At 69.0% G+C, this 17,584-nt stretch carries 20 protein-coding genes, 2 tRNA genes and 1 pseudogene; 8 read left to right on the forward strand and 15 right to left on the reverse strand.

The genetic code is table 11. The annotated features are described in order from the left end of the window. Window positions 1-90: 90 nt before the first annotated feature. Complete coding sequence (locus ACIA5D_RS14300; protein ID WP_396030313.1) at window positions 91-1,017, reverse strand: hypothetical protein; 927 nt, start codon at window positions 1,015-1,017, stop codon at window positions 91-93. Between the two features lie 29 nt (window positions 1,018-1,046). Next, on the reverse strand, window positions 1,047-2,273 hold the full coding sequence (locus tag ACIA5D_RS14305; RefSeq protein WP_396030314.1) for a GNAT family N-acetyltransferase: 1,227 nt from the start codon (window positions 2,271-2,273) through the stop codon (window positions 1,047-1,049). A gap of 100 nt (window positions 2,274-2,373) precedes the next feature. Here ACIA5D_RS14305 and ACIA5D_RS14310 point away from each other — a divergent pair, with 100 nt between their 5' ends. Beyond that, entirely contained in the window at window positions 2,374-2,970 is a 597-nt protein-coding gene (locus ACIA5D_RS14310; protein WP_396030315.1) for a DNA-directed RNA polymerase II, read from the forward strand. On the opposite strand, the gene ACIA5D_RS14315 is transcribed toward ACIA5D_RS14310, so the two are convergent. The 11 genes and pseudogenes from ACIA5D_RS14315 to ACIA5D_RS14365 form a co-directional block, all read right to left on the reverse strand. Next, the gene (locus ACIA5D_RS14315; RefSeq protein WP_396030316.1) at window positions 2,963-3,838 is read right to left on the reverse strand and encodes an SDR family oxidoreductase; all 876 of its coding nucleotides are present in this window, start codon (window positions 3,836-3,838) and stop codon (window positions 2,963-2,965) included. The two genes, ACIA5D_RS14310 and ACIA5D_RS14315, sit on opposite strands and share 8 nt — an antisense overlap. A gap of 28 nt (window positions 3,839-3,866) precedes the next feature. Then, complete coding sequence (locus tag ACIA5D_RS14320) at window positions 3,867-4,238, reverse strand: AtzH-like domain-containing protein (protein WP_396030317.1); 372 nt, start codon at window positions 4,236-4,238, stop codon at window positions 3,867-3,869. Window positions 4,239-4,297: 59 nt separating this feature from the next. Continuing rightward, on the reverse strand, window positions 4,298-5,920 hold the full coding sequence (locus tag ACIA5D_RS14325; RefSeq protein ID WP_396030318.1) for a regulator: 1,623 nt from the start codon (window positions 5,918-5,920) through the stop codon (window positions 4,298-4,300). Further along, complete coding sequence (locus tag ACIA5D_RS14330) at window positions 5,917-6,588, reverse strand: cysteine hydrolase family protein (protein WP_396030319.1); 672 nt, start codon at window positions 6,586-6,588, stop codon at window positions 5,917-5,919. The genes ACIA5D_RS14325 and ACIA5D_RS14330 overlap by 4 nt, the downstream gene beginning before the upstream one ends. A 1-nt stretch (window position 6,589) precedes the next feature. Continuing rightward, on the reverse strand, window positions 6,590-7,282 hold the full coding sequence (locus tag ACIA5D_RS14335; RefSeq protein ID WP_396030320.1) for a cysteine hydrolase family protein: 693 nt from the start codon (window positions 7,280-7,282) through the stop codon (window positions 6,590-6,592). After that, window positions 7,282-7,715 (reverse strand): annotated as a pseudogene (locus ACIA5D_RS14340) (hypothetical protein). Before ACIA5D_RS14340 ends, ACIA5D_RS14335 begins: the two are co-directional and overlap by 1 nt. A 61-nt stretch (window positions 7,716-7,776) precedes the next feature. Continuing rightward, a complete protein-coding gene (locus ACIA5D_RS14345; protein WP_396030321.1) occupies window positions 7,777-8,412 on the reverse strand; it encodes a GntR family transcriptional regulator in 636 nt (211 codons plus the stop codon). Window positions 8,413-8,446: 34 nt separating this feature from the next. After that, a complete protein-coding gene (locus ACIA5D_RS14350) occupies window positions 8,447-8,572 on the reverse strand; it encodes a hypothetical protein (protein ID WP_396030322.1) in 126 nt (41 codons plus the stop codon). Between the two features lie 60 nt (window positions 8,573-8,632). Further along, the gene (locus tag ACIA5D_RS14355; protein WP_396030323.1) at window positions 8,633-9,154 is read right to left on the reverse strand and encodes an SRPBCC domain-containing protein; all 522 of its coding nucleotides are present in this window, start codon (window positions 9,152-9,154) and stop codon (window positions 8,633-8,635) included. Then, on the reverse strand, window positions 9,151-9,471 hold the full coding sequence (locus tag ACIA5D_RS14360; RefSeq protein WP_396030324.1) for an ArsR/SmtB family transcription factor: 321 nt from the start codon (window positions 9,469-9,471) through the stop codon (window positions 9,151-9,153). The genes ACIA5D_RS14355 and ACIA5D_RS14360 overlap by 4 nt, the downstream gene beginning before the upstream one ends. Window positions 9,472-9,792: 321 nt before the next feature. Continuing rightward, complete coding sequence (locus tag ACIA5D_RS14365; protein ID WP_396030325.1) at window positions 9,793-10,299, reverse strand: hypothetical protein; 507 nt, start codon at window positions 10,297-10,299, stop codon at window positions 9,793-9,795. Between the two features lie 64 nt (window positions 10,300-10,363). Here ACIA5D_RS14365 and ACIA5D_RS14370 point away from each other — a divergent pair, with 64 nt between their 5' ends. Continuing rightward, complete coding sequence (locus ACIA5D_RS14370) at window positions 10,364-11,137, forward strand: helix-turn-helix domain-containing protein (RefSeq protein ID WP_396030326.1); 774 nt, start codon at window positions 10,364-10,366, stop codon at window positions 11,135-11,137. Here the strand turns inward: ACIA5D_RS14370 and ACIA5D_RS14375 are convergent. Continuing rightward, a tRNA-Gly gene (locus ACIA5D_RS14375) sits at window positions 11,106-11,179 on the reverse strand. The genes ACIA5D_RS14370 and ACIA5D_RS14375 overlap by 32 nt on opposite strands. Window positions 11,180-11,308: 129 nt before the next feature. Between ACIA5D_RS14375 and ACIA5D_RS14380 the strand changes: the two genes are divergently transcribed. From ACIA5D_RS14380 to ACIA5D_RS14405, 6 genes are all read left to right on the forward strand, one after another. Beyond that, window positions 11,309-11,382: transfer RNA gene (locus ACIA5D_RS14380), tRNA-Pro, on the forward strand. A 37-nt stretch (window positions 11,383-11,419) separates the two neighbouring features. Next, window positions 11,420-12,769 (forward strand): trigger factor, encoded by a 1,350-nt coding sequence (tig, locus tag ACIA5D_RS14385; RefSeq protein WP_396030327.1) that lies wholly within the window; start codon window positions 11,420-11,422, stop codon window positions 12,767-12,769. Window positions 12,770-12,984: 215 nt separating this feature from the next. Beyond that, window positions 12,985-13,617 carry an ATP-dependent Clp protease proteolytic subunit gene (locus tag ACIA5D_RS14390; protein WP_396030328.1) on the forward strand — a complete coding sequence of 211 codons (633 nt, stop codon included), beginning with the start codon at window positions 12,985-12,987 and terminating at the stop codon, window positions 13,615-13,617. Between the two features lie 11 nt (window positions 13,618-13,628). After that, complete coding sequence (locus ACIA5D_RS14395; RefSeq protein WP_396030329.1) at window positions 13,629-14,294, forward strand: ATP-dependent Clp protease proteolytic subunit; 666 nt, start codon at window positions 13,629-13,631, stop codon at window positions 14,292-14,294. A 210-nt stretch (window positions 14,295-14,504) separates the two neighbouring features. Then, the gene (gene clpX, locus ACIA5D_RS14400) at window positions 14,505-15,797 is read left to right on the forward strand and encodes an ATP-dependent Clp protease ATP-binding subunit ClpX (protein WP_396030330.1); all 1,293 of its coding nucleotides are present in this window, start codon (window positions 14,505-14,507) and stop codon (window positions 15,795-15,797) included. A 115-nt stretch (window positions 15,798-15,912) separates the two neighbouring features. Then, on the forward strand, window positions 15,913-16,707 hold the full coding sequence (locus ACIA5D_RS14405) for a carbon-nitrogen hydrolase family protein (RefSeq protein WP_396030331.1): 795 nt from the start codon (window positions 15,913-15,915) through the stop codon (window positions 16,705-16,707). Between the two features lie 28 nt (window positions 16,708-16,735). On the opposite strand, the gene ACIA5D_RS14410 is transcribed toward ACIA5D_RS14405, so the two are convergent. Beyond that, window positions 16,736-16,951 carry a hypothetical protein gene (locus tag ACIA5D_RS14410; protein ID WP_396030332.1) on the reverse strand — a complete coding sequence of 72 codons (216 nt, stop codon included), beginning with the start codon at window positions 16,949-16,951 and terminating at the stop codon, window positions 16,736-16,738. Window positions 16,952-17,584: the final 633 nt, after the last annotated feature.

Raw genomic sequence — 17,584 nt, forward strand, 5'->3', positions numbered from 1 at the left:
CCCGCTTTTGCGGACAGGCTGGGGGTCGCTCGAGGCCGTTACCGGCCGCCGGGCCAACCGGGCGATGCGGGCTGACGCCCGCTTCGCCCGCTACCGGTTACGCGGAAGTTCCTCGCGCGGCACCCAGTTGCGGCGGACGATCGTCAGGTTGCGGTCGGCGTCGGCCAACTGCTCGTCCGACGGGCGGGCCGCGTCGCGCGCCCGCAGGGCCGCACCGACGCTGACCTGCGACGATCCGCTGCCCACCAGGCCACGCAGGCCACGCTCGGCCTCGCGGTCGTCGGTGCCGCCGCCGTTCCCGCTGCCACTGCCGTTGCCGCTGCCACTGCCGTTGCCGTTCCCGCTGCCACTGCCGTTGCCGCTGCCACCGCCGTTCCCGGTGGGGCCAGGGGAACCTGCGCCGGGGAATGGCCGACGGGGCTGGCCGGCACGCGGCATGCGGTCGGTGGGCCGGGCTGCCAGGGGCGTGGGCCGCGCCGCTTCCTCGGGGTCGGCGTCCGTGCCGGTGACCGCGCCCGTGCCGGTGACCGCGCCGGTGCCGGTGACCGCGCCGGTGCCGGTGACTGCGCCGGTGCCGGTGACTGCGCCGGTGCCGGTGACTGCGCCGGTGCCGGTGACCGCGCCGGTGCCGGTGACCGCGCCGGTGCCGGTGACCGCGCCCGTGCCGGTGACCGCGCCCGTGCCGGTTGCTGCGTCTGTGCCGGTCGGGGCGGAACCGGTGGCCGCGTCAGACTCGGTTGCTGCGATGGAGCCGGGTGCTGCGGTGAAACCGGGTGCTGCGCTGGAGTCGGTGCGTGCGGTGGTGCTGGTGGCCGCGGCAGGGTCGGTTGCCGTGGCGGGGTGGGTCAGCGTGTTGCGGGTGGGCGTGGCGCCGGGGCCGGCTGCCGTGTCGGGGCCGGTCGCCTCGTTCCCCGGGGGCGGGACGGCGGGCGGGTCGTCCGAGGGCGGGACGGGGGGCGCCGTCGCGCGGGATGAAGAGGGACGCAGGCGGCGGCGTCGGCGTTCGGGCTCGGCCATGGTGCCGACGGTACCGCCGCCTGGAGCACTCAGAACACCTCGATCGGATTTGGCGCTCGGCGCCAGCCGAAGGCTGCCGTGGGGACGTTGGCGGTCAGCGGGCGGACGCGGCCCGCGTCGATCAGCGATCCCAGGGAGGTGCCGCCCAGGTAGAGGGCGCCCAGGTCGGTCACCGTCATGGCCAGGTCGGGGGACTCCTCGGTGCGCACGCAGCTCGCCTTGTCGGTGCCGCCGGTCAGGCGCCAGCGGCCGGCGTTCGCGGGCAGCAGCGGGTCGGTCACCTCGAGGACGACATCGACCGGGGTCTGGTAGCGGCGGGCCTCCAGCGCCGACGGCAGGTCGACTATGCGGACCCAGAGGGCCTCCTCGTACTTGCGGCCCAGCCGGCGAGGCTCGTCGACCATGACGTACAGCGGCTCGTCGACCGCGCCGCCCTCGTAGACGAGACTTCGGGCCAGGTCGATGCCGAGCAGGAAGCGCCACAGGGCCGCGTACACCGCGGGGTCGTCGGCGGCGAGCTCGTTGACCCGGACCTGGGCGTCGGGGCCGTACTCATCCCATTTGCCCTTTGTGCGCCATAGTGCGTAGCCGGCCGGTTGGCCGTCGGCGTCGTAGCAGATCACGCCGTGCCGCGAGGTCGCGCCGCCGCGGTTGTCCTTGAGGTCGGCCAGGTGGAAATCCCACCACGCGCCGGGGCGGCTCGACCAGCCCACGCGCGACTCGGCCACCCGCGCGTAGACGGCGGCCAGCTCGTCGCGCGACTTCTTGGGGTCGACCAGCCTCAACCGCAGGTCGGCGCCCGAAAACTCGGGGCGTATGCGCAGCTCGCGCGTCATCGCGGAGAGCGACATCACGCCGGCCGACGGGCCGTACCCATAGCGTGGGTAGATCGTCGTCTCGCTGGCCCAGAGCACCGCGATCGGCTCGTGGCCGGCCTCGGCCACCTCGGTGAGCTGGCGGTGCATCATGGCGGTGAGCAGGCCGCGCCGCCGGTGGGTGGGCGCGACGCCGACCCCGGTGACGTGGGCCGCCGGCAGCACCGCGCCCGGAACTGTCAGGTCGCGCGTGAGGGCGGTGGTATGGCCGACGACCGCACCGTCGTCGTCGGTCACCAGCGAGCGCTCCGGCTCCCAGATCGTGCGGTCGAGAGCCCGGGCCTCGTCGTCGTAGTCGTGGTGGAAGACGTGGCCGAGCAGATCCACGATCGCGTCGTGGTCGTCGGCCGTCGCCTGGCGCAGACGCACGGTTTCGTCCATGGAGTTCTGTGTAACGGACTCGACGCGCGAGAGCGAACGATTTGTCGGCTCGCTACTCTCGATGTGGGGGCGGCAGTACGAAACCGAGGGGGAACGAACGATGCCTGAGCAACCGCAGTGGCATGAGCGGACGCTCGACATGCCACCGCAGGATCCCTGGGCCGACCAGCCCGCGGCGTCCGGCCCGCCCGGGTTCGCCGCGTCGCCGGGAGCGCCCGAGGCCGCCGACCCGCCGAGCCCGTTCACGCAGGGCCGCGCCCGTGTGAACCCGCAGGCCCATCAGCGCCAGTTCGCCGAGCACGAGCCGACCGGCGTCGGCTGGCCCGGCGCCGACGCGCCGCACGCCCGCGGCATGAGCTGGCGCTGGAGCGACCTGCGGCGGGGCAACGAGTGGTCCACGGCGGCCGCGCTGTTCGCGTTCGTCTGCTGGGGCATCTGGGCGCTCTCCGGCGGCGGCTCGCTCGGCACCTCGGTCATCGTGTTCGTGGTGACCCTGATCGTCGCGATCGGCGTCTTCTGCCTGGCCCGCGTCGTCGGCTACTACGTGATCGAGCGGGCCATGGGCCGCCAGCGCCGCTCGGCCCGCGGCTCCCACCTGGTGACCGCCCTGTTCCTGGTCGGCGTCGGCATCGCCGACCTGCAGCAGACCGAATGGGTCATGACCGCCTGGAACTGGGTGGCAGGCCAACTCAGCTGACCGGTTTGCCGCCGGTGATCCCCAGCACCTCGCCGGTCGTGTACGAGGCGTCGTCGCTCGCGAAATAGACGTAGGCGGGCGCGACCTCGGCGGGCTGCCCGGCCCGACCCAGCGGGGTGTCCGAGCCGAACGACTCGACCTTCTCCGAGGTCATCGTCGACGGGATCAGCGGCGTCCAGATCGGGCCGGGCGCGACCGCGTTGACCCGGATGCCCTTGTCGGCGAGGTCCTCGGCGAGCGCCTTGGTGAACGCCACGATCCCGCCCTTGGTCGTGGCGTAGTCGAGCAGCGCGCTCGACGACAGGTACGCCTGGATCGACGCGGTGTTGATGATCGACGAGCCGGGCGGCATGTGCGGCACCGCGGACCGCGAGAGCCAGAACATCGCGTACAGGTTCGTCTTCATGACCCGGTCGAACTGCTCGGTGCTGATCTCGGTGATCCCGCCCGGCACCATCATCTGGTACGCGGCGTTGTTGACCAGGATGTCCACCCCGCCGAGCTCGGCCACCGCCCGTTCGACGATCGCCATGCAGAGCGCCTCGTCGCGGATGTCGCCCGGCACGGTCACGGCCTTCTGCCCCGCCTTCTCGATCAGGGCGGCAGTGTCGCGGGCGTCGTTCTCCTCGTCCGGCAGGTACGAGATCAGCACGTCGGCGCCCTCCCGCGCGTACGCGATGGCCACCGCCCGCCCGATGCCGGAGTCCCCGCCCGTGATGATCGCTTTCCGCCCGGTCAGCCGGCCGGAGCCGCGGTAGCTCTCCTCGCCGTGGTCGGGCCGATCGGGCATCGCCCCGGTCGAGCCGGGCGGCTCCTGGTCGCCGCCGTCGAGCGAAGGCTTCGGGTACCTGTTGCGCGGATCCATCATGCTGACCGGATTCCCGGTCGGGTGCGGTTTATGCCTTCGGCTCCGAGACGTGCGCGTGCGCGATCTTCCAGCCCGAGGGGAGCCGCACCCAGGTCTGCGACTGCCGGCCGAGCACGTCGCTGCCTGGGTAGCCGAAGAGTGTGGTCACGATGACCGTGCTCCCGCCGTACGCGTGAATTGTCGTGTCCTTGAGACGACGGCCCGGCGGCAGACCGCCCTGCGCGCGCCGCCACCGGGCCTGCTCCTCGATGCCGGCCTGCTGGTCGGCGATGCCGAACCGCACGGCGCGGGCGGCGAAGAAGCTCAGGATGGCGGGCACGTCGTCGTCCACCAGCGCGCGCTCGTAGGCCTCGAAAGCCGCCGTGACCTCGGCGATCACGTCGGGCCGATCGATCTCCACGCTTGCTCCTTCCGGAAAGGGAGCGGCCCGGCGAACAAGAACGCCGGGCCGCATGGCCACTACGACGAAGCGGGCACCGGGACGCCGCCCTCGGGGGCCTCGGTGAAGGTGTTGCCCGAGATGTCCTCCGAGCGAAGCAGCTTGAGCTCGTCCTCGCCGGGTGTCCGCGGCGCCGGCTTGGTGAGCGCGAACAGCACGCACACGACCGCCAGGAACAGATAGCCGAGCGTGACCTGCCCGTCCGCGTTCCACTGCACCTTCTCGGCGTGGATCAACCCCACGAAGGTCAGCACCGCGCCCGATCCCGCGAAGATCGCCGCGTGCCAGAAGCGCTTGTCGATGATGAAGGCGACGATCGCTCCGAGCACCAGGCCGGCCAGGATCGCGCCCTCGCCGAGCGTCTTGAGCCCGTCGTAGACGACGCCGGCGCCCGCCAGCGCGTCCGTGCCCACCTGAGCCGCCGACGTGCCGGCCGCCGACAGCGCGTTGTCCATCATGCCGGTGACCCACTGGGCGATGTTCGGAATGAGAGCGGCGACCACGGCCGCCGCGTGCGCCCGGGGCGTGGCCTGGAACGCCTGCGCGCCGATCAGTAGTCCGATGTAGAGCAGGATCGGCACGATCGCGGGGGTCGGGAAGATCGCGCCGAGCAGGCCGAACAGGCCGAAGAAGCAGAGCAGGGCGATGACGATGCCGGTCGCCATCGAGTAGCCGGTGCGGCCGCCGGCCGCCTTCCAGCCGGGGTGCCCGACGTAGACGGCGGGCGGGAACGGCGAGCCGAGGCAGGAGCCGATCACCGCGCCGGCGCCGTCGGCCAGCAGCACGCTGCGCAGGTTGTACTTGTCGCCCGCGGTGGCCGCGCTCTCCACGTTGGTCATCGCCTCGGTGAAGTTGTAGACGCCCAGCGGGATGGCCGTGGCCAGCAGCGGCGCCATGTCCCTGAGCCCGTCGATCAGCAGGTCGACCTTGAGGTGCGGGAAGGCGAACGCGATGTCCTTGGCGGCCGCGGTGACGTCGGGCACGCTCATGTACCCGCCGATCCAGCCGATCGCCGTGCCGACGAGCAGCGCGGCCAGGCCGATCGGGATGTTGAACGGCAGCTTCAGATCGGTGAGCAGGCCGATCAGCAGCAGGCCGAAGACCGGCAGGGCGATCCACGCGGCCGTCCACATGTTGCCGGCCGGGTTCATCGAGATGAAGGTGATCGAGATGCCGGCCAGGGTGCCGAGCAGTGCCGCCCGGGGGGCATATTTCCGGATGTACGGGCCGACGAACGCCCCGATCAGCACGATCACGCCGATGATGAACGCCCAGGCGATGCCGGCCGTCCACGCGGCGATCGGATTCTTCGTGGACAGGTAGATCGGCAGCATGATCACGAAGATCACGATGAACATGTGGGGGACGCTCGGTCCGTACGGCATCGCCGTGACGTCCGTGCGGTTCTCCTTCGCCGCGAGGCGGCGGGCCAGGTAGGTGTAGTAGATGTTGCCGGCGACCAGGGCGACGCCCAGCGCCGGCAGGATGATGCCGAAGACGTCGCCCGCCGGCATCTTGATCACGCCGATGCAGAGGCCGGTGAGGGTGAGGACGTTGACCAGGACGTTGACGCCGAAGCCGAAGAAGGCGTTCGTGTCACCGCGGACCCAATGAGGCAGCTTGGTGGTGGTAGTAGTCGTCATTTCGACTCCTGAAGCGCGGCGATCAACTCGGGGGAGGAGGCGACCCAGCCGAAGATGCCGCCCTGGGCGGCGATCATCTTGAGGCCGGCCTGCTGGAACTCGGGGAAGTAGGAGCCGACGCAGTCGGCCAGGACCAGGCACTCGTAGCCGCGGTCGTTCGCCTCGCGGACCGTGGTGTGCACGCAGACCTCGGTGGTGACGCCGGTGACGATGAGGCGCTTGGCGCCGTATTTGTCGAGAGTCTCGGCAAAGTTGGTGGCGTAGAACGCTCCTTTGCCGGGCTTGTCCACGACGGGCTCGCCGTCGAGGGGCTGGAGCTCGTCGACGATGTCGTGGCCGTATTCGCCGCGGATCAGGATCCGGCCGAACGCCCCCGGGTCGCCGATGCGCATGCTGGGGGCGCCACGGGACAGCTTGGCCGGAGGACAATCCGACAAATCGGGTAAATGCCCCTCGCGGGTGTGGACGATCGGGAGGCCGGCCGCGCGCCACGCCGCCATCAACGCCGCGAGCGGCTCGATCGTCCGGCGCAGTTGGGAGACGTCGTTCCCGAGGCTCTCCCCGAACCCGCCGGCCATGAGGAAGTCGCGCTGCATGTCGATCACGACGAGCACGGTGGAGTCGAGATCGAACACGAACGGCCCGGGCTCCGCGGCAACGGACGGCATCTCAGGCCTCCGTCCCGGCGATGACGTCCTCCGACGTCGAGACGCACCCGAAGACCCCGCCCTGCATGGTCACCATGTGCAGCGCCGCCTCGTGATTGCCCGGGTCGGTCGCCCCCGTGCAGTCGCTGAGGATCAGGCACTCGTACCCGCGGTCGTTGGCCTCGCGCATGGTCGTGTGCACGCAGACATCGGTGGTGATGCCGGTCAGGATCAAGTGCGAGATGCCATGCGTACGCAGTACGAGGTCGAGATTCGTGGCGTAGAACGCGCCCTTGCCCGGCTTGTCGATCACCACCTCGCCCCCGATGGGCGCCACTTCGGGGACGATCTCCCAGCCCGGCTCGCCGCGCACCAGGATCCGCCCCCGCGGCCCGTCGGAGCCGATCTCCGCCCCGATCTGCGCCGAGCGCCACCGCTTGTTGGCCGGCAGGTCGGAGAGGTCCGGGTCGTGCCCCTCCCGGGTGTGCACGACGAGCATTCCGATCTCCCGCGCGTGCGTGAGCAGCCGCGCGGTGGCCGGCAACCCGGCCCGGGTCAGCTCGATGTCGTAGCCCATCGCGTCGACGTAACCGCCCTTCCCGCAGAAGTCGGTCTGCCAGTCGATGCAGATCAGCGCCGTCCTCTCGACGGGCACCGACCCGTCGTACGGCCACAGGTACGGGTCGGCCTTCACCGGCCCGATCGTCGCGGTCATCAGTTCGCTCCTCTCATCCGGTAGTTCCGCCAGCCGCCGCTGGCGGTGATGTCCGGGGCGCCGGCCACCGCGTATGCCTCGCAGAGGAATCCGGTGACCTCGGTGCCGTCGTCCAGCGCGACCCGGCCGAGGCCGAGCGGCGCGCCGATGCTCGCCAGGAAGCCGCCGACCCGCGCCGCGGGCAGCCGCCAGAGCTCGACCTCGATCGAGGCGCCGTCCGCGACCTGACCAGGCCCGGCGCTCCGCTGGGCAGGTGGTAGAGGCGGTAGCAGGGCGCGGTGCGCGCCGCGCCGCGCAGCGTGCCGCCGCGTTCGAACAGCTCGCCGTTGCGGGGCTCGCCCGCCAGCTCAGCGGCGGTGAAGGTGCTGATCCAGACACCCTCGTCCGCCCTCGACCGGGCCAGAACCTCATCGACGATCTCGTGTGCGTCCACATCGTCGATTGTCGACAATCCTGTTTCGGCCGTGGCTTCGGTTTGTAACGTCGCGGTTTCGCTACGTCAGGTAGGCGCGCGCCCCGTGCTCGCTCAGCGCGGTCAGGATGCCCTGGGCGTCGCCGGTCTCCACCGCCGCGAACAGCCGCTCGTGCCGGTGCACGCCGTCCTCGGCGCGCGCGGTCTCGGCCTCCCGGCGCATGTTCGCCGCCATGTACAGCTGGATGCGCACCAGGATCGACTCGTACAGGGCGGCCAGCTGCCGGTTGCCGCTGAGCCGCACCACCTCGGTGTGGAAGCGGCGGTGCGCGTTCGCCAGCTCGAGCCGGTCGCCGGTGTCGGTCGCCTTGCGCATCACGTCGAGCGCCGCGCGCAACCCGGCCAGGTCGGGGCTGGGCGGCGTGGTGGCGACGGCGTGCCGCTCGAGGACGTCGCGCACCTCGTACAGCTCGCGTACGTCGTCTTCGGAGAGGGTGGCCACCCGCGCGCCGCGCCGGGGGATGTGCTCGACCAGTCCCTGCTGGGCGAGGAGCCGCATGGCCTCGCGCAGCGGCGCCCGGCTGATGCCCAGCCGGCGGGTCAGCTGCTCCTCGACGAGGCGTTCGCCGGGATCGGTCCGTCCGCTCAGGATGTCGCGCCGCAGCCGGTCGACGGCGAGCTCGACGAGACTGTATGTCTCCAGCTCTCCGTCGTTCACCCTTGGTAGTGTGCCAGCCCGCGTCCCGGCACCCTCAGACGCCTTCCGGTTTCTGATCGTCAGGGGTCTCGTCGGTCTTGTTCCCGCGGATGCTCGGCCATACCGCCACCACAATCATGACGATGCCGATCACGATGAGTAACGTCCAGAGCCAGGTCACCCGGCGGACGATACCGGCCCGACCCCGGGTTTCCCCAGGGTCGAGCCGTGCCAGGGTCGGTCACTCGGCGAAGTTCTTCCCCGTCTCCAGCAGCGTCTTGAGGTCGCTGAGGATCCAGGCCCAGCCGCCGCCGGCCCCGCTGTCCTCGGTGCCCGCCACCATCGCGGCCGTGGCCGGCGCGCCGGCCAGCTCGTGCGTGATCGTCAGCTTGCAGACGCCGGGCTGCATCTTGGCGTCCTCGATCTCGTACGTCAGCGTGGTGAACGGCTCGGCCGCCGTGCTCGGGTCCATCAGCATCCGCCAGGTCTGCACCAGGCGCCGCGGCGGCTCGCACTCGAGCACCTCGCCGTCGAGGATCGTGTCCGGCACCTCGAAGCCGTTGGCCGCCGCGAAGTCCTTCATCTCCTTGGTGGCGGTCGAGTGGAACGAGCCGCCCTTCTGCAGTTCGAAGTGGCTGGGCGCCTGGTACGCGTACCGCGAGTTCCACTCGGGTTCGGTGATGGCGGCCCAGATCCGCTCCGGCGTCGCCTTGATCCAGACCCGGTAGACCTGGGTGGTCAGGGCGGTGGTCGTATCCGTCATGGCTCTTCCTCCAGCGCGTGCTTGAGATCGACGAGGGCTTGCACGTGGTGCTCGGTGTACTTGTCGATCCACCGGTCGTGGATCAGCCGGATCGGCACGGGGTTGAGAAAGTGCAGCTTCTCCCGCCCGGACCGGCGCGTGACGACGAGACCCGCCTCCTCGAGCACCTTGAGGTGCTTCGCGACGCCGAACCGCGTCATCTCCAGCTCGGACTCCAGCTCGGAGAGCGTGCGGCCGTCGCGCTCGAAGAGCAGGTCGAGCAGGAAACGACGGCTCGGGTCGGCCAGCGCCCTGAACACCTGGTCGTCGTCATCCATGACGCAAAGTTATGTGACCAAAAGGTCACATGTCAAGCCCGAGCTTGATCGCCGTGCGTGACGACTTGCTGATCCCCGGTCAGATTTAAGAGAGCCCTAATAGACGTGCATCGAAGCCGGGCGTTACGTTGGCGGCCGGAATCACTGGAAACCTTCAAGACTGGAAGTGCTCCCAGTTCCGCCGGCACGCTCCCGTCACACCGGGAGTGCTCCACCTCACCGGCGGCGGAGTTCTTCCTCTCCGTCGCAAGTTGAGACGGCACAGCGCCGGGTGGCGGCCCGGCGCTGTGCCCCTTTTTGTGCCTTTTTCGCCGGTCTTTTTCACCGGCGGCGTGCCAGCATCTCCTGCTCGAGCCGCCAGCTCTCGCCCTCGTCGTCCGAGATGTAGCCGAGCCAGCGGAAGCTGTCCCCGGTCAGGTCGGTGAACAGCCACCGGATCGGCCGGCCGTCCGGCTGCGTGCCCTCCTGCGCGATCCCGCCGTCGTCGCCGGCCCGCCCGGTCAGCGTGGTGACCGAGCCGAGCGGCGAGAACCACACGATCGCCCAGGTCTTGCCGGCCGGGTCGTAGTGCCGCACCGTGCTCCCGGTGACCCGGCGCGGGAAGCCGTCCGGCCCCGGCGCCGTGAACCACATGACGTCTTGCACGGTGTGGCCGGCCAGCGCCCACCCGAACGTCCAGACCACGGTGCCGGTGACCCATTCCTTGAGGTCCTCGACGTAGTAGCGGTTGACCACGTCCCATGCGCCGATCAACCGGCCGTACAGATCCATCTCCTGCTCGTGCCCCGGCCACGGTCCGGCCGCCACGAGCTCGTCGGTCATGTCCATGCGGTCAGGGTGCAGTGCTCTTCGCGTACGCGTCTTGAAGGTTCTTGTCGTTAGATTTGCCATCGTGCTCGAGCACCGTGTGCTTCTCGAGTCCCCCGTCGCGCGGGTGGCGGCCGTCCGCTGCCCGGGTGGCGCCGCCTGGAGCGCCGAGGAACAGGTCGGCGCGGCCTCGGTGGTTCTGGTGCGGCGGGGCGTCTTCCTGCGCCGGGCCGACGGCCGTTCGGCGCTGGCCGACGTGACGACGGGCTACGTGCAGCTGCCGGGGGAATGCCAGCAGATCGCCCACCCGTCGGGTGGTGACGTCTGCACGTCGCTTGGCGTCCCTCCCGACCTCGCGCATCGCCTGGCCGCCGGGGGCGGCGTCGCGGTGAGTCCCGCCGCCGACCTCGCCCACCGCCGGCTGCTGGCGGCCGTCGAGCCCGATCGCGCCGACCTGGCGGCCGAATTGCTCGCCGCCCTGTTGCCCGCGCACCCGGCCACCGGCGCCACCCCGATGATCGACGACGTCCGGGCCTTGCTGCACACCGATCCCGCGCTCGACCTGTCCGCACTCGCCGCGGCCGTCGGCTGGTCGCCCTGGCACTTGTCGCGGGTCTTCCACCGGGTGACCGGGTCCACGATCAATCGCTATCGCCGCCGGCTGCGGGTGCGGGCCGCGCTCGATCAACTGTCTGATGCCGACAATCTGGCCGGGCTGGCAGCTCGGGTGGGTTTCGCCGATCAGGCGCACATGACGCGGGCCGTCCGCGCCGAGACCGGCGGCACGCCTGCGGCCCTTCGCAAAGCCCTTGACCAGGGTGAACGTGTGGAGCGGGCGACGAGAATCGAACTCGCGTAATCAGTTTGGAAGACTGAGGCTCTACCATTGAGCTACGCCCGCGCGGCGCCGGTTGCCCGGAGCACGCCCGCCAGCTTACTGAATCGCCTCCCGTCTGTGCGAACCGGATTCCCTAGTAGGTGACTCCAGCGCACGTTGACAAAAGCGGACCGCATACACTGGCCCACGCCACGGGGTGTGGCGCAGCTTGGTAGCGCACTCGCTTTGGGAGCGAGGGGCCGTGGGTTCAAATCCCGCCACCCCGACTGATAACAACTATCCGCAGCAACAAGGAGTACGCCTGTGAAGAGCACCGTCGAGACTCTGAGCCCGACCAGGGTGAAGCTCGCCATCGAGGTGCCGTTCGACGAGCTCAAGCCGAGCCTGCAGAAGGCGTACCGGGAGATCGGCGCGCAGGTGCAGGTGCCGGGCTTCCGTCGTGGCAAGATTCCGGCCGCCGTGATCGACCAGCGGGTCGGCCGCGGCGCGGTCCTCAACGAGGCCGTGCAGGAGGCGATCCCGCAGCAGATCCTCGCCGCGGTCCGTGAGCACGACGTGAAGACGCTCGGCCGCCCCGAGGTCGAGATCACCGAGTTCGCCGACAACGCGCCGCTGAAGTTCACGGCCGAGGTCGACGTCCGGCCCGAGATCGTCGTGCCCGACCTCAAGACCATCTCGGTCACGGTCCCGGCCGTCGAGATCGGCGACAACGAGATCGACGAGCAGATCAACGGCCTTCGCGAACGCTTCGCCACGCTCAAGACCGTCGAGCGGCCCGCCGCCGAGGGCGACTACGTGCAGCTCGACCTCAACGCCACCGTCGACGGCGAAGAGGTCGCGGGCGGCTCGGCCACCAACATCTCCCACGAGGTTGGCAGCAAGCAGCTGCTCCCAGGCCTCGACGAGGTTCTCGTCGGCCTGGTCGCCGGCGCCGACGCCGAGTTCACCACCCAGCTCGTCGGCGGCGACTTCGCCGGCCGCGACGCCGACGTCAAGGTGACCGTCCGCAGCGTCAAGGACAAGCAACTGCCCGAGATCGACGACGAGTTCGCCCAGCTGGCGAGCGAGTTCGACACGCTCGAGGAGCTGCGGGGCGACCTGCGCGAGCGCCTCTCCCGGGTCAAGAAGGTCGAGCAGATCTACGCCGCCCGTGACGAGGCCCTCAAGCAGCTCGTCGAGGCCGCCGACATCCCGGCCCCCGAGGGCGTCGTCAAGGACGAGGTCGAGGGCCGCAAGCAGGCCATGACCGACCAGCTCGAGCGGATCGGCGCCAGCCTGGAGGACTACCTGACCTCCGAGGAGAAGACCGAGGAGCAGATCGACCAGGAGCTGACCGAGGCCGCCGAGGAAGGCGTCCGCATCCAGCTGCTGCTCGACACGATCGCCGACGCCGAAGACGTCCAGGTCTCCGACGACGAGTTCGGCCACGAGATCGTGCACCGCGCGCAGCGCGCCCAGATGCAGCCGCAGCAGTACTACGACCAGCTCGTCCAGTCGGGCGCGGCGGCCGCGGTCTTCGGCGACGTGCGCCGGGGCAAGGCGCTGGCCTCGGTGATGGAGCAGGTCGAGATGAAGGACAGCGAGGGCAACGTCCTCACCCTGGAAGACCTGCGTGCGGCGTCCGAGGCCGAGCACGAGGGCCACAACCACTGAGCTGGCTGGCTTCGCTTCGCTCAGCGGGGCGATCGCGTTCGTCACCGGTCGTCCCCCTCGGGTGGCGGCCGGTTGCTTTTACGGGCTGGTGCGCTGTCAGCGAACACCTGCCCGAGCGGGAAGCTGATGCTCTTTCGACCGGTTAGTTTGGTCGTACGACGGACAACCTGCCGGCCGGAAACTCGGCCGACACAGTCAGCTGTGAAGGGCTTGCCATGACCGATCTCCACATCCCCGCCAGCCCCGTGCTGCGCGGCGGCGACACCATCAGTGGCAACCTCGACGACTCGGTCTTCAACCGCCTGCTGCGTGAGCGCATCATCTTCCTCGGCAGCGAGGTGACCGACGCGGTGGCCAACCGCATCTGCGCGCAGCTGCTGCTGCTTTCCGCCGAGGACCCTGAGCGCGACATCAACCTCTGGATCAACTCGCCGGGCGGCTCGGTCTACTCGGGCATGGCGATCTACGACACCATGCAGTTCATCGACAACGATGTGCAGACCGTCGCGATGGGCATGGCCGCCTCGATGGGGCAGTTCCTGCTCTGCGCCGGCGCCGCCGGCAAGCGCTTCGCCCTGCCGCACGCGCGCATCATGATGCACCAGCCGTCCGGCGGCATGGGCGGCACCGCGGCCGACATCGCCATCCAGGCCGAGCAGATGCTCTACACCAAGCGCATGTTCCAGGAGCGGATCGCGCACCACACCGGTCAGTCCCAGGAGCAGATCGCCGCCGACTTCGACCGTGACCGCTGGTTCACGGCGCAGGAGGCGAAGGACTACGGCTTCATCGACAGGGTGATCACCGGGGCCACCGAGGTGCCCGAGGGCGCCGGAACGCTGAACTGAGGAGCAGAACAATGACTGACCTGACCATGCCTCCCGGGTTCGCTCCGGTGCACAACCGCTACATTCTCCCGTCCTTCGTCGAGCGCTCCTCGAACGGGATGATGAAGGAGACGAACCCGTACAACAAGATGTTCGAGGACCGGATCATCTTCCTCGGCGTCCAGGTGGACGACGCGTCGGCCAACGACGTGATGGCCCAGCTGCTGACGCTGGAGAGCTCCGACCCCGACCGCGACATCCTGATGTACATCAACTCACCGGGTGGCTCGTTCACCGCCATGACGGCGATCTACGACACCATGCAGTACGTCCGCCCGGACATCTCCACCGTCTGCCTCGGGCAGGCCGCCTCGGCGGCCGCGGTCCTGCTGGCCGGCGGCACGTCGGGCAAGCGCATGGCGCTGCCGCACTCCCGGGTGCTGATCCACCAGCCGGCCACCGAGGGCGGCTACGGCCAGGGCTCGGACATCGAGATCCAGGCCCGTGAGATTCTCCGCATGCGCACGCAGCTCGAGGAGATGATCTCGCACCACTCCGGTCAGCCGGTCGAGAAGGTCCGCAAGGACATCGACCGCGACAAGATCATGACGGCCGACGAGGCCAAGGAGTACGGTCTGGTCGACGTCGTCCTGGCCACCCGCAAGAAGAGCCTTCAGACCGTCGGCGCCGGCAGCTGAGAGCGCGATGTCAGGGGCCGGCCGGTGCGCGTTAGACTGCCGACCCCTGACACGCCCGTTTTGGGGGGTCGGAGAACCGCCCCTTTGCGGGTAACGTCGAGCATGCAGCCTCAGTTACGCGGTTCGGCAGACGATGGGATGGCAACGGGGCGATCCGCCCTCGACCAGGTGTCGGTGTTGAGCCGGCCGATGATCGCAAGGAGAACGTAGGTGGCACGGATCGGTGACGGTGGCGACCTACTGAAGTGCTCCTTCTGTGGGAAGTCCCAGAAGCAGGTCAAAAAGCTCATCGCGGGCCCTGGCGTCTACATCTGCGACGAGTGCATCGACCTCTGCAATGAGATCATCGAAGAGGAGCTGGCCGAGACCGGCGAGGTGAAGTGGGAAGAGCTTCCCAAGCCGATGGAGATCTGCGCCTTCCTCGACACCTACGTGGTCGGGCAGGAACAGGCCAAGAAGGCCCTCTCCGTAGCGGTCTACAACCACTACAAGCGCATCCAGGCCGAGTCGAGCAGTGCGCCCGGCGGCAGCAGCGATGTCGAGGTTGCCAAGAGCAACATCATGCTCATCGGCCCCACCGGCTGCGGTAAGACGCACCTGGCGCAAACCCTCGCCCGCATGCTCAACGTCCCGTTCGCGATCGCCGACGCCACGGCGCTCACCGAGGCCGGGTACGTCGGCGAAGACGTCGAGAACATTCTGCTCAAGCTCATCCAGGCCGCCGACTACGACGTGAAGCGCGCCGAGCAGGGCATCATCTACATCGACGAGGTCGACAAGATCGCCCGCAAGAGCGAAAACCCGTCGATCACCCGCGATGTCTCCGGCGAGGGCGTCCAACAGGCCCTACTGAAGATCCTCGAGGGCACGGTCGCCAATGTGCCGCCCCAGGGCGGCCGCAAGCACCCCCACCAGGAATTCATCCAGATCGACACGACGAACGTCCTGTTCATCGTGGGCGGCGCCTTCGCCGGCCTCGATCGCATCATCGAGTCCCGCGTCGGCCACGGCGGCGTCGGCTTCGGCGCCCACCTGCGCTCGATCTCGGAACGCAACACCGACGACATCTTCAGCAAGGTCATGCCGGAAGACATGCTGAAGTTCGGCCTGATCCCCGAGTTCATCGGCCGCCTCCCGGTCATCACGACAGTCCGAAACCTCGACCGCGAGGCTCTGATCAAGATCCTGACCGAGCCCCGCAACGCGTACGTGAAGCAGTACCAGCGCCTGTTCGAGCTGGACGGCGTCGAGCTCGAGTTCGACGACGACGCCCTCGAGGCCATCGCCGACCAGGCGATGCTCCGCGGCACGGGCGCCCGGGGCCTGCGGGCCATCATGGAAGAGGTCCTGCTCTCCGTGATGTACGAGGTCCCCAGCAACCCCGATGCCGCTCGCGTGGTCATCACGGGAGAGGTCGTTCTCGAGAACGTCAACCCGACCATCGTGCCCCGCGAGTTCGTGGGCCGGCGGCGGCGTGCGGAACGCGAAGAGAAGTCGGCCTAGAGTTCGGTCCTTCCCAGCACCGCGTCGGGGTTCGCCTTCGGCGCGGTGCTTGCGCTTACGCGGCCGCCTGTGGTCGACGGGTTTCACGACGGCGAGTTGTGCGTAGGCTCCAGACATGCGCGTAGCCGTGTGCCAGCTGAACTCTCGCGACGACCGAGACCAGAACCTGCGGGTTGCCCGCGGCCTGCTGGAGCGCGCGGCGGCCGCCGGCGCCGAGCTGGCCGTCCTTCCGGAGTACGTCGACTACCTCGGCCCCGGGAAGACGGCGCCGAAGCCCGAGCCGATCGACGGCGAGTTCGCGCAGTTCTTCGGCCGGGCCGCGCGCGAGCTCGGCATCTGGGTGCATGCCGGCTCGTTCCACGAGATCGGTCCCGACGAGGAGCACACCTACAACACCACGCTGATCTTCTCGCCGCAGGGCGAGCTCGCCGCGACCTACCGGAAGATCCATCTGTACGACGTGGAGATCACCGGCCGTGTCTCCTACCAGGAGTCCCGATCGGTCTCGCCCGGCGACCGCACCGTCGTCGCGGATGTCGCCGGCGTCCCGACCGGCCTGTCCATCTGCTACGACCTGCGTTTCCCCGAGCTGTACCGGCGGCTCGCCGTCGACGGCGCCCGGGTCCTGGTGGTTCCGGCCGCGTTCATGATGCACACCGGACGAGACCACTGGGAGGTCCTGCTCCGGGCCCGCGCTATCGAGAACCAGTGCTACGTGATCGCTGCCGCGCAGATAGGCGACCACGAGCCCTCGCGTACGTGCTTCGGGCGCAGCATGGTCATCGACCCCTGGGGGACGGTGCTCGCGCAGGCCCCGGACGACATCACCATCGCAACGGCGGACGTCGACCTGTCCCGTCTCGAGAAGATCCGTAGCGAGCTACCCAGTCTCGCCAACCGTCGCCTCTAGCCTCGTTTTTTGCAGTCTGCGATCGGGGTCACAGGAGTTGCACCAGGTAACCGATCACTGCCAGTCCGATGACGGCGCCGCCGGTGAGGAGCAGGGCGCCACCCATGCGGGTTGGGCCGCGGCGGACCAGGCGCAGGGTTGAGACCACGAGCGTGACCAGCACAAGTGCGCCGATCACCAACTGCCCGGCGGGGAGTAGGAGATCGGAGATGGCGTCGGCGGCCAGCGTGGGGGAGGAACCCATGGGCCCACTCTGTCATGGTCGAGGGGCCGACGTGGGACGTCGCGGTCATGAAGGTCGATTTGCATGAGCCGCGGGTGATCACGTAGCTTTCTCTCTGCCCGCGGAAAACCCGGATGGAACGGCACGAAAGTGACGGACCTAGGGGGTTCAACGGGCGGCGGAGGCGAGCGGTAAACTTGCCGAAGCACCGGGCGATCGCCTGCGGAGATCCTCTGAGAAACAGGATTTGCGCCGGAGGGGTTGACCGGGTAGAGTAACAAAGCCCGCAGGGAGCCGGGCAGACTGATCGCTTCAACGATCGTCGGCCGGTCCAGCGAGGTCATCTCTACGACCTACCCGCTTTCGAGCGGGCGTGTCTTGTGGGGAAAACATGTGGGCGGTGCCAGCAAGATCCACGATCTTGCGCTGGCGAAACCGACCAGGTAAGTTTGAGCGGTTGCCCCGAGGGCAGTTCAACACGGGTGCGGTTGTTCTTTGAGAACTCAACAGGGTGCTTGTAAAGCCAGTGCCAATAGTTTTATACCCTGGACCCTTTTTTGGGTCTTGGATTCCTTTGGCAACATTTGTTTGTTGCCGGGACAGTTTTCCAAGGTTTTTGTTGGAGAGTTTGATCCTGGCTCAGGACGAACGCTG

The organism is Actinoplanes sp. NPDC051513, assembly GCF_044454685.1.
GTDB lineage: Bacteria > Actinomycetota > Actinomycetes > Mycobacteriales > Micromonosporaceae > Actinoplanes.